The following is a 15,681-nucleotide window of genomic DNA, read 5'->3' on the forward strand; positions in this document are numbered from 1 at the left end:
CTCCCCCTTATGTTTCCTTTATTTCCTTTTCAGGCCACAGATAAATAGCGCCAGAAATCAAAGTTAAAGCTACAGAAACCCAAAAAGCAATAAATGCGGGAAAATTCCACGCTTCCGACAGAGGAGCAATTAAAAGTGCGATCGCCACAATCTGACTCACCGTCTTCAATTTGCCCCAAATATTAGCTCCAGAAATCGTAGTTTTATTAACACGCCACCCCGCAATTGTCAACTCCCTGCCCAAAATCAAAAACACTCCCCAAGCCGGGACTCGACCCAACTCAATCAACACTAAAAGCGGCGCGAGAACCAACAATTTATCCACCAAAGGATCGAGAAACTTACCCAAATCGGTAATTTGATTCAGCTTCCTAGCCAAATAGCCGTCCAGCCAATCAGTAGCCGCAGCTACCACAAAAATCGCGGTGCAAATCCAGCGACTTTGCGGGCTTGGGTCGTACAAACCGTAGAGCAGAAAAGGCACTCCCAGTAAGCGAGAGAAAGTAATCAAATTAGGCAAATTCATAATAGATAGGACTAAGGTTAACTGGAAAATTAAACAAAGGTATGTAGTTGCGCTTTAGCGCTCTGAGCTTAGGAAAGAGCGCCCAAGCGCAACTACATACATAAAATTTAACCCTATTTGTGGCAGTTGGTCTTAATCCTAATAGAAAGAAGTTCGGCAACGAAACAGTGTAAGGGATTTAACGAATGTAACCTATCTCAGGAAGAAGTCAGAAGCCCATCGCGCAATTCATTAACTGTCGATCCAGTTCTATGATATAATCTCGACCGTAAGATTTATTTTCTAATCCTTGTACCAGATTTTCTGGCAGGTCTTGGGCAATTTCACTGCTACAGGAACCAGCAGCTAAAGCAATAGTTGCTACTGTATCGACATCTCCCGAAAAGGCAATGCAATCTTGGAGCAGTTTGCTCATACTATCATTTCGCATAACCGCAGTAATAGCTGCTCTAACACAGACCAAACCTTTAACGCTGACTTCTCCTTGCCAAGGTATCGACCACTCACCAGCTACGTGCTTTTCTAGAAAATTTCCCAAATTCTTCTTTAAACCTAGCTGATAAATAAAGTAATGGGACATCAAAGCCGCCGCTATAGCTGCTTTAAGGCCATCAGGAGTGTTGTGAGTAATGGCAGCTTGAATGGTAGCATTTTCAATGACTTTTTCAATAGTAGGAAAAACGCCAATCGGCCCGGCTCGCATCGCCGATCCGCTTTTATCGCTAGCGGAGTGAATTTTTGCTAAGAATTCTTTGCCGTCTTGAACTTGGAGCAAAAAATTGTAAAATTTGCCAGCATAACCAACTCGCCGATCGCGGTGAAAAGCTGCAACAAATTTGCTGGCTAAAAGTTCCGGTGTCCAAGGTTCTCGGCTGACGATAGCTTCTGCGACGGCTAAACTCATCTGCGTATCGTCTGTGTAACATCCAGGCTGGATGTCGTGACGGGGATGCTGGAGGTAGCCGTTGAGATTGTTGTACAATTTGATCGTCTGCTGGTCAACAAATTCAAAACCCGCACCGTAAGCATCACCAAGCGCTAATTCTATTAACATATATTTAATCCGTTTCCTACTATTTCATCCCCTGTTTTTTCCTAAAATTTAAAATCCAATAACACCCCAAAACCGCAAGTCTATTAACACGCACCGTTTTTACTGAAGACAACCCAAATTGTTTGGCAAATCAGAGTGATGTCGTAGACAACAGACCACTTGCGCTGATAGTCGAGATCCATGAGTACAATCTCGTCAAAGTCTTTAACTCCAGACCGTCCGTTGACTTGCCACTCCCCAGTCATACCGGGTTTGACATTTAAACGTTGCCAGTGAAAATCGTCATAGGCAGCAACTTCATCAGGAGTTGGCGGCCGAGTTCCCACCAAACTCATGTCGCCGACTAACACGTTCCAGAATTGAGGCAACTCGTCCAAACTCGTGCACCGCAAGAAGCGGCCGACGCGGGTAATTCGCGGGTCATTTTCATTCTTAAAAATGTGACCCTTGGCTTGGTTCCTAACTAAATGTTTGAGGTTTTCTGCCCCGACAACCATCGATCGAAATTTCCACATTCTGAAAAGCCGCCCTTTGAAGCCGCAGCGGACTTGACTGTAAAGCAGCGGGCCCGGATTGTCCAATAGCATCGCCACTGCCACCGGCACTGCCACCGCAGCAGCAATTGCCAGTCCCAGCAGCGAGCCCAAAATATCGATTAACCGTTTTACCTTGCTCGTTACGGATCGGTGATGCTGTTGTTTTGATACACAGACTTCGTAAGTAAATTCTTGAAAAAATAAGGACAGCATTTCTGATAATGATGATTTCCACGAGGCACCCATCGGAAATTTCATATGATTTGTCTCAACTTTAACGATCTCTTACGTCCATCTTATTAGCCATCCCAAATCTGCAGAACCTAAAATGCTGAGCTTTGCACAATCTTTAAAAACCAATAACACTTTTATAAAGTTTCTATGTGTTTTTTATAAAAACGTATAAAGTTTAGGTAAACATACGTAAATATACAGAAAAAAGTTAGTCCTGACCCAAAAAAACCTGGTTTCGACTAGGACTCTTCCCGAAAGACAGGGAGGATTCTACTGAGAAACCGGGTTTTTTGCCGTTTAGCGATAAATATCGGTGCCAACATCCCAAGCAAGTGTTAGCGGCTCTAACAATTTTTGCTGGCTGCTAGAGGCGAGTTTGCCTAAATATTCGCGGACAACAGAGGCGTGTTCGAGATTCAAACGATAACCCCGTGAGACATCTTCAAAGAAAAGCGGCTCAGCCCAAATTGCTTCCCAATCAGGATTTTGCCTCGACTCCTCGGCCAGCAGCATGAAATCTTCCTCCGCAGGCACAAGTCCCGCCGGCAAATTTCCTTCCAAAATCCCCAAAATCCGGGGTTCGCAGGTGCGGGTATTCACGCCCTGACGTTCCAACAACTGCAAAATTTCCTGAAAGCTCAGAGTTTCCTGACCCAAAACCTGCATTAATTCCCACAGCAGAAAAAAGTCGCTGTACTGCTGCTGCGACACATCCAAAATGTGAGGATAGAGAGCCAAACTCGCCAACCCGCAGGCAACTCGACCAAATTTTTGGGAAAAATTTGTACTTTGAGATACCGAATTTAATGCAGAATTGTGAATCTCAAAAATATCTCGATTGACCTCCAATTCGTGGTCTTGAACCACGATCGCATTCGGCAGCTTCTGCCGCAACCAGCGGGCGATCGCAGGCCAAGCACCCATACCCCCCGCACAAATCGCCTGATTAATCCCCGCCGACGACATTCCCGCGCGGCTGAGCAAAGCATTCAATTCGCGGTTTAACTGCTGCACAAAAGGCACTAAAACCAGACTTTCCAAATCTTTGCGCTTCACATCCCAATGCTGCTGGCCAATATCCAAAGTAAAACTTTTTTGATGTTGCAAAATAACTTTTATTTGCCTTGCAGCCTCTAACAATTGCAGGCCAAAAGCAGAACCTTGTAACCGTTGCTGCAATTGATAGCGGTTCGGCAAATCAGGATGGCCAGGACGTGGCAAATCGATCGACATTCCCCACGTTTCATTTTTAGCCAACAACTGACAGATAATATCCTGATCGAAAGCATCGCCAGCAAAACCAAAACTCTGGCAAGTAAAATCAGCACGAGTTAAATCTTGAAGATTGGATGGCAACTCAACTAAAGCTAATTCCACCGTCGCCGCGCCCACATTCAAAATCAAAGTTCCCCCGCTAAAAGATGAAGCATTCACACTCAGCGGTGCAGCTTCTTCACCGCCCTTAGCAGAATCCACGGCTGGCGACTCGACTTCCATGCCATTTTTCACAGGAGTTACAGCCGCAAGCAAAGTGGCGATCGCATCTTCCACCACAAAAATTTGTGAACTAGAAGCCACAAGAGACGCGCCCAAAACCGCCTCCCGCAGATTAAACATATAAACATCCGACCAGCCGGCAGGAGTCCCCAAAACTACACCCTGCAAGTCTAAAAGCGCCGCATCGAGAGTTTCTGGCGTTAGTCCCGAAGCCCTACAGATTAAATTGGAAACTGGCAATCCTGCAAAAATCGCCCTTGGTGCAGAATCCAAAACTTCCCCCGAACCGTCAAATTTTTTTCCCCGCAAACTCGGATTCAAAGTAGCCAGCAGTGCCCGCACACCTTGCAGCGGCAAGGCGATCGAAAAAGCCTGCAAGGGCGACCACTGCAATAGCGGTTCGTACATCCCAGCAGCCTCCCGCTGATAAGGAATGCCCACCTTTAAAGGCAATTTAAAATTTTGCAGTAAAAACTCTCCAGCAGGCAAAGCCTGGGGTCGGAATCCCACCGACTTGACTGTCACCTCTGACGCTGGGCTTCCTGGGGCTGTTTCCGCCAGCACCGCAGCCGAGGGAATCCGAAAGCTGGCGTCTGCTGCCCAAGCCTCAGCCTGCGATGCTTCCCAGTAAATCGGGTGCAACTGGCCGCTGGTGCGATCGAGCAAAGCCGCAGACAGGCCGCTGGAACCAAAATCAATACCCAAATACCAGCTAGAATTCCGGCGTTCTCGGGAGGGGGCGATCGCACCTGCTGCAGAATGCCCAGCCGAGTCTGGCTGCTGTGTCCCGGCCAACTCGCTAAAATCGGTTTTCCCCTCAACAACTTCTGCTTTACTCTCTGTCGAAATTAGGTTTTTTTTTTACTTTCTGGAGGACTCGATCGCAGTTCATTAGTTTCGGCAGTTTCTGGAGGGGGAGAATCAGTCAAAGGGCGATCTGTCTCGGTCAAACTAGCCAAAATCTCGTCTAGCGTCAAATTCGAGTCGTCTTCCTCTGCAAACAAATCCTCCTCAAGTTCGTTTTCCAAAACAAAGGGTTCATCCTCAGATGAGAGTTCCAACACATCGGAGAACAAATCCTCCAGCGTGCCGAGTTCTTCCTCTGCGGCCTCGGCAAAGGGATTTTTTGCAATGTCCTCGGGGGAACTGGCCGATAAATCCAAGCTGTTAGTGGCTGAGAAATTCGATCGCCGGGAGCTAGTATTTTCCAATCCCTCCAGATTGTAGAGGTCTGCCTCCAAAAGTTCCAGAGTATTGTTGTCCAAATTTAGAGCTCGATCGAGGTCATCTTCTAATGCCTCGACCGGCAGCAAATCCTCGTCCGGCGAAGCTTGGATGTACCCATCATCGAGCCGCTGCGAGGATGAGTCGAACTCACCAGTTTGAACATCGCCGGCACTCGGCACATGGGGCCCGGCACTGGGGCGCTGAGGGCTAATTTCTACAGGCGTTCTCAACGGCAAAGCTGCTGATTGAGGCACAGTAGCGCCGAACTGCTCGCTGAGGTTTTGATCCGTTTCTAGATTTTCTCGATCGTCCGCGTCAAGTTGCATCTCAGCACTTGAGGGTGGTGCTTCTGAAACTTGAGGTACTGTTGCCACTTGCGGTTCAAATAGATCTGCACTATCTAAAGTTAGAGAGTCTACAGAATTCCCCATTACAAAGTCTGAATCTTCATCTACTAAAATCTCTTCCAGAGATTCGCCTTCCTCCAGCAGATTTACAAACAAATCTTCGGTCATTTTTAGCGAGTCGGCAGTGTCATTATCCCCCGCATCTTGATACTGTACACCTTCACTCTTGACCTCGCTTCCAGTATTCTCTACCGGGAAACTTTCGATTTGTAATTCTACTTCAGGAACCGCTTCTCCCGCGAACAAACTTGCATACAAATCCTCAATCTCTTCGCCTGTTTCTATTAATTTATTTTCCGCTTCACCCCCAGGCAACCGAGTTGCATTTCGAGATATTTCGGTTCTGCACCCGAAATATTTATCTTCCAACTCCGGGAGCAAAATTGGGGCTTGAATGCGGTCGCGGTCGCGCCTCAACTGTCTGAATTGCGGAGAAATTTCTGTACCGGCGTAGGGCAATCTGTCTTGTTCTCCGAATTCGCCGGTGCGAATTTCCTGCACCGAGTCTCCAATCTGAGTCTCTGCGGCTGAGTGCTCGATCGAAGTATTTGAAAGGGTGGGAGCGACAGGAGATTGATCTGCTGCGGTTGGGGTGACGGTTTCGAGATTATTTGCTAAATTGATCGGCTGTTGAACGTAGGAAGATGCTTCTCGTCCCAACTGTGCGGCTAAGTGGTTGACCAAAGTCGCGAACATCGCCTCGCTCTGCTGACTCAAACCGTACATATTTTCGAGTTCTTGTCTCAAGGAAGCTTGATAGCTTTGCAGATTTGCTTGCAAAGCCTCGAACACGATACCCATCCTAGAATCGAGACTCATCAGCAGACTGTCAGCATGAGATTGGAACAGTTGCATTTGCTCCAACCTCTGAGCCGGCGTCAGCAGCGGGTGTTCTTCTGAGGTTTGTGGGTTAAGTGTTACGTCAATAGCCGATTGTTCATCAGCCGCACCGCCCAAAGAGTAAGCTGCTGCGTTGCTTTGCAATAACTGATTTTCTAGGGAACTTAGAATTTGGGAGAAATCGCTAGTCAAGGTTTCTTCCAAGCGGGTAGTCAGTACCTGCAAGAATTCAGCAATGATTTGCTGTTGGTTGGCTTGTTGCTGAGCTAGGGATTGTTGCTGCTGCCGTTTTGCTTCTAGCTGTTTGATTTCTTGAATTAGAGCTTGCTGCTCTTGCCGCAGAGCTTCTATGTCTTCTTGGAGCGGCCCTGTCAGGCTGGAACGCAGGTGGCTGATTTCTCCGGTTACGGCAAGCATGATTTGCTCTGCAGCTGAGGGGCCAGGGGCGGGCAGAGGCACTTTTGGCACTGGAACTGGTTGCGGGCGGACATTTGGGCGGGCGGGGGCTTTTGCGGCCGTTAGCTTTGAGTCTGAGGAAACCAGATAAGCGCGAACTCGCTCTAAAAGTTGGCGCTGGTGGACAGTATCGATCGAACCCGTCCAAGGCAAGCGGGGTGCGGGCTTGCTGAGTACCTCGTCTATCTCAGCAATCAGTGCTTGAATTTTGTACTTCTGAGAATTCAAGGGCGGAACCTCTGGGAATGCGGCTTGGGAGAAACTTTACCGAAAAAAGACTGAAGTCAGGCGGCAGCGATGCCAATAGATAGAATAATCTGAATGCGAGTCCGTCAATAATTCACTAATATTTTCTGACAACTGTTAATTAACGTTTTGCCTTCGGATAACTTCTATTGCCTATGATAGGTTAGCCGGTACTTCCGCACCAAATGCCCGCTGCTATCAATTGCAAGTGCTGTCAAATTCTGCGGCTCAGGGGCGAGTTTCCCGACCCGGAGGCTGATTCCTGCTCGTAAGAGCTGCGATCCCGACGAACTTTTGCCTTTACCTGCTTGAACGGCGGACCGCACACTGTCGCCGCGAGTTTCGTTAGCATGGTGGCGCGCCACTGTCTCTTCATCTTTCACCGAGTTGGAAAAAACCTCAAACAATTTGGGATTTGGGATAGCGAGATTCGGGATTGTCCCCATATGCTGGGTTTGAGTAACCTTTAATTATAGCCTTTTATATATATTCATGGCTAGATACTAATGGTACAATAATCTTGGGGTAGCAGAAAAGTTTGCTGGGAAGTGGGTGGGTTTCGCTCGCCAAGAGCGCCAGTCTTTAGGCTCGCAATGGCTGTGGATTTTGCCGATCGTGCTGACCTTTGCCAGGTTTCAGGCTTGCAGTCGGATATGGGATCTGTCTACCGTGCTTGCAGGCTTGTGCTCGTCGATTCTGACTTCTCGACAGCAGGGCCTAGTGACAACAAATCTCTCAGCAGTGTTAAGCTTTCTAAGCGAAGTGCTTTCAAAGGTAATTCGAGCGGCTCAGTCGTTTGCCACATTGCTAAAATTTTGTTAATAAAATTTGCTCAGTGGTATATATCTAAAAAATTATGGTATATTCTTTAGTTTCTAGCTCCCAATCAGAGCTTGAGGCTATTAATTACCATATTGAGCCTTTGACCGCAAAACTTTAGAGGTAAAATTGCCGATTTTAGATCCTTGTTTCTCAAATCTTGAATCTCAAATCGAATGACTCGGCTGCAAGCTATTTCTAACTGCCCAGCGCAGCTCAAGCGCATAAATTAAAATGATGGCCTCATGGAAGACCGCTTTAACACCCGAGATCCGAATTCCAATATAAATCAATTGATAGTTTCTACTCCTTTTTTTGCAGGATTACCCGATCCTGTAATTGAGAGAGCAACTGTCCACATCGTTACCCGCAGTCATCCGTCGAATCAAGTGATTTTACTCGAAAATGACTGGGGAACATCAGTTTATTTTATATTGGATGGTTGGGTGAAAATTCGCACCTACAACCTAGACGGAAAAGAAGTAACACTGAATATTTTAGGGAAAGGAGAATTATTCGGGGAAATGGCCGCGATCGAAGAAGCACCCCGATCGACAGATGTGATCACCCTAGCCCCGACATTGATCGGCAATATGCCATCTCAGGATTTTGTGCAGCTCATTCATACCGAGCCACTAGCAGGGATTCGGCTAGCCCAACTGATGGCCCGTCGCCTGCGACAAGTCAACCGCCGCCTGCGTTTGCGAGAGTCGGACAGTACCTCGCGAGTAGCAGATATTCTATTATTTTTGGCCGAGGGACAAGGGAAAATCATGTCCACAGGAGGTACAGAAATTCCCAACCTGCCACACAGAGAATTGAGCAGCCTCAGCGGGCTGGCTCGCGAAACAGTAACGCGAGTGCTGAGCAAGCTGGAAAAAAAAGGAACTATTCAGCGCGAACGTGACGTTTTGTGCATTCCCGACCTGCACGCCTTAGAGCGTCTGTTAGTCTAGAAGTATCAGAGTTTGCTAATTTGAATTAGATTCAACAGCACTCTCTGTTACCTAACTGATATTAATGATTTCCCGCAGGAGGTAAAGCTGTGAGTTTTAAGAAAATTTTAGCCGCCTTAGATGATTCTGAACTCGGCCACCGCGTCTTCACTCAAGCTTTAGAATTAGCTCTGAGCGATCGCGCCCAGGTGATGCTATTTAACTGCGTTACTGTTAGCACGGTGGGTCAGACGGCAGTGCCAATTCCGGTAGATTTGGGCATGAATGTCGAGTTAATGGAGCAAGCTTATCAAGCTCAACGTTTGCGGCTGGAAAGGGATGTAAAACAGGCTTCGGGTTTGCTGAAAAATTACTGCGACGCCGCAGCAAAAAAAGGATTGCAGGTGGAATTTGACTGCAAAATGAACGGAGATCCGGGGCATTGTATCTGTGAATCCGCCGAAAATTGGGGCGCAGATTTAATAGTGTTGGGGAGGCGCGGCCGCACTGGGTTCACAGAAGCTTTTCTCGGCAGCGTCAGCAATTATGTCGTTCACCACGCATCTTGTTCGGTTCTTGTAATCCAGGAAGTCAAAATCGAAAAATAATGCTGCTGAACATTTTGGCTGAGAAAATCCATCTAAAATAAGACTTGCGTTCCTACCTAAACCCGGTTTATGCGAGCAATATTAAATTTGGCGGCGAGGCATCCAAACAGTGAAACCGGGAATCAGCCGTATGGGGCGCAAGTCCCGTAAAATCTAAAATCTAAAATCTAAAATCTAAAATCGGGAATCAGCCGTATCGGGCGCAGGTCCCGTAAAATCTAAAATCTAAAATCTAAAATCTAAAATCGGATGAGTGATTTTTTGTCAGCAGATGCTGCGTCTAATTCGGGTAGTTCACCCAGTACAAATAACGAGCCGCCAACCGCCGATATTTCAGCAATTGCTGGCGATCGCACAAATCCCGACCCGGGGAAGCGCGCCTCTGGGGAAGCGCCTTTAAGGCTGGTAGAAACGGCTTTTTTGGCAAGTACCGCTAGCTTAATTTGGCTGGTAAATTATTACTTTCCGCTGGGGCCTTTGCTGCGGGTTTTTTTCCCGATACCCATCGCCCTAGTTTACTTGCGTTGGGGCAACCGAGCAGCTTGGATGGCAGCTTTGGTATCGGGTTTGCTGCTGTCGGTACTCATGGGCCCGACGCGGAGCATTTTATACGTGATGCCTTTTGGAATTATGGGAGTTGCGCTGGGAGGACTTTGGAGGCGTAAAGCGAGTTGGTCACTCTCTATTAGTGTGGGCGCGCTAATTGGTACTGTCGGCTTCTTTTTTCGGTTTTGGCTGCTGTCAGCGTTGGTGGGTCAAGATCTATGGGTTTACGTAACCGCCCAGGTAACAGAGATGGTGGAATGGGTGTTTGTGAAGCTGGGCTGGCTTAATGTACCGAGTTTGAACACAATTGGGGCGATCGCCGCCGGGATGATTTTGGTTAACAATATTGTCTATTTATTTGTAGTGCATTTAGTAGCTTTGCTGCTATTAGATCGTTTAGGAAATCCAATCCCGCGGCCGCCAAGCTGGGTGCAAGTTTTGATCGATTATGAAGAGTAATTATGAGTCCTTATACCAATTAAATGGGGATAACTAATTATTTTAAAAACAATCGCCCTCGCACTTAAAATTTTGAAGAACACGTGCTGCGCGATCGTCTTCCACTTTATCAGCGCGATCCAGATTAACTTCCGCCATCTTACTTATACGGTTCTAATTGAATCCTGACCAACTTGTGAGCCAATATCGGGTTGATTAGTAGCGCACCCTCGTATTTGTGCAGGCACACTACATATAGTGTGCCTGCGTAAGTCCTCGATCTAACCTATGATCATTCCAGCGCAGCTTACTCATAGATTTTTCGTTTTTACCGTACTTTTTAGGACAGCTTCAATTGTAGCTTTTGTACATACATCCCGCGATCGCCCCGGGTGCATTTCAGTGAAAGCAAATCCCTGAAAAAAAGCATAAAATGAAAAAGCTAGCTAAAACTGTAAAAAAAGCATAAGGTAAAGAAAATGACACCCGAAGATAAACAGCAGCTAAAAGCATACTTAAAAGGGGCAGCAGAAATACTTTACATAAATACACATTCAACCGAACTGTCAACTTTTAAAAGTATCGAAAAATCTCTAGGTCAAAAAATATTATCAGAAGTGGAACCAGAACTAGGTCGCTTTTTTTTCAACAGTATCAGGAATTAAAACGGGAAGAACCCTAACAGTAAAATCCGTAGTGGGATTTCTCAATATTACAGATTTATCATAGTACATTGCTCATATTAGTAAAGCTACAATAATTTGAATGGCTTACCTCTCAACAAGGAGTTTAATAAAGTACCTTAGATGGAGGCAAAGCCAGGCTAAGTAACCAAAATAAGGGCGATTCGTGTTATTATAAAGATTATAAAACCCTGTGTTTGGATAATGTTTGTTGCGGAGCCTTTTTTCAACCTAATCAAGATTTAATTGATAGGAGTAATACCCAAAAATTGCTACATCCTATCTATGGTATAGGAGATGGTCATGGCGGGATTTGAAACCTATTTCAATAAATTGGATATCCTGAAAAAACACAAGCAATTTTAAATGGGTATCATCTTCAAGAAAATCTGTACAAAGCAGGGGGTTCATGGAAACGATTAAAGCAAGCAGAAAGTCTGTTATGGTGCGGTCAAGTTAATGTAGGGAGCGATTTATTGGTCTAAGTAAAATATTTTAAAACATTCTGCAATTATTTAAAAACCCATCGCCGCCGAAGAGTTAGCTACCGATTCTATAAATAATAATCCCTAAGTTCTATCGCTTCAGGAACAGTAGTTGACTCAACTATTAAACGAATTGGAATAATGGTGAAACTATTCGGATCACAGTGGAATGTGGAGAGTGTTTCCTCTCTCCCTTCTCTTCGCTGTGCTTATCTCAATGGTCAACTTTCCACTTGATGTATGTGGCAAACTGAGATGCACCCGATCGCCCCTCTCTTCCCGAAAAGCCCTCTTTTCCCCAAGCCCTTATTATAGCAACCGCCAAGGCGGTTAGGGCATAAACTGTAAGTAGTCCCAATTGCCAAGCGCGATCGCACAACTCATGCCCAAGCCCTACAGTTACGACCTTCGCCAAAAGGTTATACTCGCTATAAAGCTCGATGGCTTGAAGATTACCGAAGCCAGTCAACTGTTCAATATTAGCCGCAACACGATCGGTCTATGGCTGAAACGACAAGCCCAAACAGGGGGCTTTGAAGCATTGCCCAATCAACCAAAAGGTAATGGTCATAAAATTACCGACTGGGAAAAATTCCGAGAGTTTGCTAAAACTTACGGGGATAAAACCCAAGTGGAGATGGCAAAACTGTGGGAAGGAGAGATTAGCGATCGCACTATTTCACGGGCATTAAAGAAAATTGGCTTTACTCGAAAAAAAAGACCTATGGCTACCGTGAAAGAGATGAGGAGAAACGGCAAGCATTCATAGCGCAGTTGTCAACTTTGTCCCCATCTCAAATTGTGTACCTTGATGAGTCTGGCATGGATAATCGAGACGAGTATGATTATGGCTGGAATCAAAAAGGGGAACGCTTTCACAGCCTAAAATCAGGACGGCGCCAGGGGCGGGTCAACATGATTGCTGCCCTGTGCAACCAAAAACTGATAGCTCCTTTTACAGTTGAAGGAGCCTGTAATCGAACAGTGTTTGAAATGTGGCTGGAAACTTGTTTACTTCCAACTCTCGAACCTGGACAGGTTTTAGTCATGGATAATGCCACATTTCATAAAGGGGGTCGCATCTTCCAACTGATACAGGATGCAAACTGTCAATTGCTGTACTTACCCCCTTATTCCCCAGACCTCAACTTGCATTGAACAGTGCTGGTCTTGGTTAAAAAGTCGCATCCGCAAACAACTTGATCGGTTTAATTGTTTACGAGATGCGATCGAAGATGTATTGCGCTTTTCGTCCTAACTGCCTTGACGGTTGCTATATTACCAAAAGTGCGATCGCACTTCCGTCAATCCTAAATTTCTCTCCGGTATCCAATCCGATCAATAGTAATCACCTTTAAATCATCCTCCAGCGACGACTACAAAAAACAATATATTGACAAAAATTACACAGTATTCTAAGATAAAATACGATTCATAACACACCGCCAAAAGTTAACAAGTCGTCCCTCCAAAAGTTAACAATTTAATATAATAGGCTTTGACAGCAATGGTTCCATACCTAATATCATTCTTCTACGGTATTTGCCTGCTTTTATCCCTAATCGGTTGGGGGAAATTCCTCAACCACATTCTTTTTCCCAACCATGAAACGGACTGGGGACAAAGAGCGGGTTGGGGTATAGCCTTGAGCCTTATCATTGGCGGGGTATTAAACGCAACTTGGAATATCTCGCCACCCACAATTTTAATTTTTTTAGGTTTGGGACTCATTTATTGTCTAGTAGATTTTGTAAATCACAGACAATCAATCGCCAACAATCTCTCACAGCTATTTCAAGAAAGTCGCAAAGATAAAATAATCTTAGCAGGCATTGCGACTGTCAGTCTGCTGATTTTAATCCAATACGCGGGATGGGTGTATACAGGCAGACTCAACTTTGCCAACATGGTGTATGCTGACGGGTTTAATACCAGCGATGACTACCACGCTTACTTAGTATTTCCCCACAAAATGCTGCAACTCGGTTCTATGGGTCTAGAGCCTTTTAGCGAAAGAAGAATAGTATCTTTGGGGGGGCAGTCATTTCTCCATACTTTCATTGTCAGCGTACTTTCTGACACTAATTTAAACATCATAGACCCGGGTTTGGCGCTGATAATTACGATCGGACTAATTATCGGATTTTTTAAATAAAATTCAGCCTCGACTATACGAGTAATATTTACAATTTTAGTTGTTCTATTGATTGCTGTTCCTAAGGCAAACACTACAAGTATTATGCTGCCTGTAGCTTTATTTTTAAGTTGGTTTATAACCCTTGACAGCAAAGCAATAGACCGCAAGTCTTGGGTTTCTAATGCTTGTATTATTGCTTTAATTTCCGCCGCAATTTGTACGTTCAAATCTTCTCTAATTCCAGCCTCGGCTATTGTATTTGCAGTTAGCTATCTTTGCTATTTTATTAGTTAAAATACCAAACTAAAAGTTGTATGGGAATTCGGGCTGGCGACAGTATTAGTAGGAATATTTCTCCTACCTTGGATGATTTCTTTGTATCAATCTTCTGGTACTTTATTGTATCCTCTTTTGGGAAAAGGCTATCACGCATCCGCCTACGGCATTACTTTCAAATCAGGTTCGACACTCTTGGCGACTGTTAAAATAGCCCTCGCGGCCTTCAGAGGTATTTACGTTTTTATACTGATATTGCTCGGCTGCTTGAGCTTCAGTATCCGACCTCTGAAATCTACTAATTTACCCGCAGAATCCTCGTTCTCGCATCGGCAAGCACTTTTATCTATGACAGTTGCAGCGCTAGTGGCAACTGTTGTTGTAGGCGTACTTACCGAAAATGCCGACCCTTTTCGCTATTGATTCTCTCACCTGTTTCCGGCAATTATCATATTAATTATGATCGCCATGACAGATACAGGAGGGTTAAATAAAAACGCAATTCCTAACTTTTTTATTGCCGCTGTTTTTTGTGCAGGTCTTAGAATCAGCTACGATTGGGATCTAACTAAAAATACTTATTCAGCTTATGTGAAAAATATTAAATTCGGACTAACGAATCCATCTTTAGTTTCAGCTAAGCAAAAGTTGCAGTATGCAGCGCTGCAACAGTCTATTCCCCAGGGAGAAACAGTGTTAACCAGGCTAGATGCACCTTTTATCATCGATTTTAAACGCAATCAAATTCTCTTAGCTGACTGGCCCGGAGGAGCAAGTTTGCCTCCCGGAATGCCTGTCTTCAAAGGCGATGAAGCTTTAGCAAACTATTTAGTTTCAAAATCTATTCGATACATAGCTTATTCGTCTTGGAGTCTCAATCATCCGCCAAACGTAGATACTTCACGGCCTGGATTGTCATCTTGGTTTAGACTGCAATCACAACTTGCTCACGACTTTCGGGATAACGTGCAACAACTAGCAAAAACGAGAAAGAAGCTTTATGCAGACGGAGAAAATTTTGTGCTGGATTTGGGAGTTCAGGGTAAGTAGCAACTATTTAGACGACATAAAAGAGCAGATTAGATATCAAACCGAAAAGCCGGAAATGTTTGGTAGAAATGTGAACATCTGCTGGCAGCATCTTTAACACATCTTTCTCAGATAAAAGGTTGAGATTTTCCTCTTGGGCAAAAAAGTGTTGACGGAGCAATTTCAGCAACGCTCGAAACCAGGAGGGGGGGCAGCCAATGTATGAGGGGAACAGCGGTGTGGAATTCTAGGGGATACCAGCGGTTGGGAGTTGTGATGCAGCAAGTTTTGCCGACGCGGCAAAGTTCCATAACAAAAGCTTTTTGCTGAACCCGACTGCCAACGTGTTCGATGACGGCAAAACTCACGACTAAATCAAAGCTTTTGTCGGGAAATGGCAAGGCTAAACCGTCAGAACGGACATATTTTAAACCCGGATATTCTTGCGCTAAAAACGAAGCATCTTCCATACCGACTGCGGTGATTTTGTCCTTATGCGGATAAAGTTTCTCAAAGAAATTGCAGTCTTCCCGGCGGTCGGAAGTTACTCCTACATCCAACACGGTTGTGGCGGCGCTGGGATTGGCTAATGCCATAAGCAAATCGAACATTTGTTGACGGGCGTACCAAGATACTTTAGTTGCGAAACCGCCTAGCTTGGGGCCAACATATTCGCTGGAGTTGTTTTCAGCTACTGTCATA

At 45.3% G+C, this 15,681-nt stretch carries 13 protein-coding genes and 3 pseudogenes; 9 read left to right on the forward strand and 7 right to left on the reverse strand.

Annotated features, from left to right (window positions below):
- Positions 1-7: 7 nt before the first annotated feature.
- From pgsA to D0A34_18265, 6 genes are all read right to left on the reverse strand, one after another.
- On the reverse strand, positions 8-526 hold the full coding sequence (gene pgsA / locus D0A34_18240) for a CDP-diacylglycerol--glycerol-3-phosphate 3-phosphatidyltransferase (protein ID UNU20564.1): 519 nt from the start codon (positions 524-526) through the stop codon (positions 8-10).
- Positions 527-734: 208 nt separating this feature from the next.
- Entirely contained in the window at positions 735-1,580 is an 846-nt protein-coding gene (locus D0A34_18245; protein UNU20565.1) for an ADP-ribosylglycohydrolase family protein, read from the reverse strand.
- 83 nt (positions 1,581-1,663) lie between these two features.
- On the reverse strand, positions 1,664-2,374 hold the full coding sequence (locus tag D0A34_18250; GenBank protein UNU20566.1) for a sugar transferase: 711 nt from the start codon (positions 2,372-2,374) through the stop codon (positions 1,664-1,666).
- A gap of 273 nt (positions 2,375-2,647) precedes the next feature.
- On the reverse strand, positions 2,648-4,642 hold the full coding sequence (locus tag D0A34_18255; GenBank protein UNU20567.1) for a hypothetical protein: 1,995 nt from the start codon (positions 4,640-4,642) through the stop codon (positions 2,648-2,650).
- 53 nt (positions 4,643-4,695) lie between these two features.
- The gene (locus D0A34_18260) at positions 4,696-7,005 is read right to left on the reverse strand and encodes a hypothetical protein (protein UNU20568.1); all 2,310 of its coding nucleotides are present in this window, start codon (positions 7,003-7,005) and stop codon (positions 4,696-4,698) included.
- Positions 7,006-7,169: 164 nt separating this feature from the next.
- A complete protein-coding gene (locus tag D0A34_18265; GenBank protein UNU20569.1) occupies positions 7,170-7,469 on the reverse strand; it encodes a hypothetical protein in 300 nt (99 codons plus the stop codon).
- A 618-nt stretch (positions 7,470-8,087) separates the two neighbouring features.
- Between D0A34_18265 and D0A34_18270 the strand changes: the two genes are divergently transcribed.
- The 9 genes and pseudogenes from D0A34_18270 to D0A34_18310 all read left to right on the forward strand — a co-directional run bounded on the left by D0A34_18270 (position 8,088) and on the right by D0A34_18310 (position 15,000).
- Positions 8,088-8,798, forward strand: a complete 711-nt coding sequence (locus tag D0A34_18270; protein ID UNU20570.1) for a Crp/Fnr family transcriptional regulator — start codon at positions 8,088-8,090, stop codon at positions 8,796-8,798.
- 89 nt (positions 8,799-8,887) lie between these two features.
- Positions 8,888-9,385 (forward strand): universal stress protein, encoded by a 498-nt coding sequence (locus D0A34_18275; GenBank protein UNU20571.1) that lies wholly within the window; start codon positions 8,888-8,890, stop codon positions 9,383-9,385.
- A gap of 249 nt (positions 9,386-9,634) precedes the next feature.
- On the forward strand, positions 9,635-10,390 hold the full coding sequence (locus tag D0A34_18280; GenBank protein ID UNU20572.1) for a DUF2232 domain-containing protein: 756 nt from the start codon (positions 9,635-9,637) through the stop codon (positions 10,388-10,390).
- 458 nt (positions 10,391-10,848) lie between these two features.
- Positions 10,849-11,774 (forward strand): annotated as a pseudogene (locus D0A34_18285) (ISKra4 family transposase).
- A 145-nt stretch (positions 11,775-11,919) separates the two neighbouring features.
- Positions 11,920-12,795: pseudogene (locus D0A34_18290) on the forward strand (IS630 family transposase).
- Positions 12,796-13,044: 249 nt separating this feature from the next.
- The gene (locus D0A34_18295) at positions 13,045-13,692 is read left to right on the forward strand and encodes a hypothetical protein (GenBank protein ID UNU20573.1); all 648 of its coding nucleotides are present in this window, start codon (positions 13,045-13,047) and stop codon (positions 13,690-13,692) included.
- An 84-nt stretch (positions 13,693-13,776) separates the two neighbouring features.
- Positions 13,777-13,968, forward strand: a complete 192-nt coding sequence (locus D0A34_18300; protein UNU20574.1) for a hypothetical protein — start codon at positions 13,777-13,779, stop codon at positions 13,966-13,968.
- Between the two features lie 72 nt (positions 13,969-14,040).
- Positions 14,041-14,373, forward strand: a complete 333-nt coding sequence (locus D0A34_18305) for a hypothetical protein (GenBank protein UNU20575.1) — start codon at positions 14,041-14,043, stop codon at positions 14,371-14,373.
- A gap of 36 nt (positions 14,374-14,409) precedes the next feature.
- Complete coding sequence (locus tag D0A34_18310; protein UNU20576.1) at positions 14,410-15,000, forward strand: hypothetical protein; 591 nt, start codon at positions 14,410-14,412, stop codon at positions 14,998-15,000.
- Positions 15,001-15,007: 7 nt separating this feature from the next.
- Here the strand turns inward: D0A34_18310 and D0A34_18315 are convergent.
- Positions 15,008-15,680, reverse strand: a pseudogene (locus D0A34_18315) (class I SAM-dependent methyltransferase).
- Between the last annotated feature and the right edge of the window lies 1 nt (position 15,681).

This window comes from Microcoleus vaginatus PCC 9802 (genome assembly GCA_022701275.1).
GTDB lineage: Bacteria > Cyanobacteriota > Cyanobacteriia > Cyanobacteriales > Microcoleaceae > Microcoleus > Microcoleus vaginatus_A.

Coding starts and splice junctions, on each gene's coding strand:
- D0A34_18300 (UNU20574.1), top strand. CDS start 13,777: ATGCTGCCTGTAGCTTTATTTTTAAGTTGGTTTATAACCCTTGACAGC.
- D0A34_18245 (UNU20565.1), bottom strand. CDS start 1,580: ATGTTAATAGAATTAGCGCTTGGTGATGCTTACGGTGCGGGTTTTGAA.
- D0A34_18250 (UNU20566.1), bottom strand. CDS start 2,374: ATGAAATTTCCGATGGGTGCCTCGTGGAAATCATCATTATCAGAAATG.
- D0A34_18270 (UNU20570.1), top strand. CDS start 8,088: ATGGAAGACCGCTTTAACACCCGAGATCCGAATTCCAATATAAATCAA.
- pgsA (UNU20564.1), bottom strand. CDS start 526: ATGAATTTGCCTAATTTGATTACTTTCTCTCGCTTACTGGGAGTGCCT.
- D0A34_18305 (UNU20575.1), top strand. CDS start 14,041: ATGATTTCTTTGTATCAATCTTCTGGTACTTTATTGTATCCTCTTTTG.
- D0A34_18310 (UNU20576.1), top strand. CDS start 14,410: ATGATCGCCATGACAGATACAGGAGGGTTAAATAAAAACGCAATTCCT.
- D0A34_18265 (UNU20569.1), bottom strand. CDS start 7,469: ATGGGGACAATCCCGAATCTCGCTATCCCAAATCCCAAATTGTTTGAG.
- D0A34_18295 (UNU20573.1), top strand. CDS start 13,045: ATGGTTCCATACCTAATATCATTCTTCTACGGTATTTGCCTGCTTTTA.
- D0A34_18280 (UNU20572.1), top strand. CDS start 9,635: ATGAGTGATTTTTTGTCAGCAGATGCTGCGTCTAATTCGGGTAGTTCA.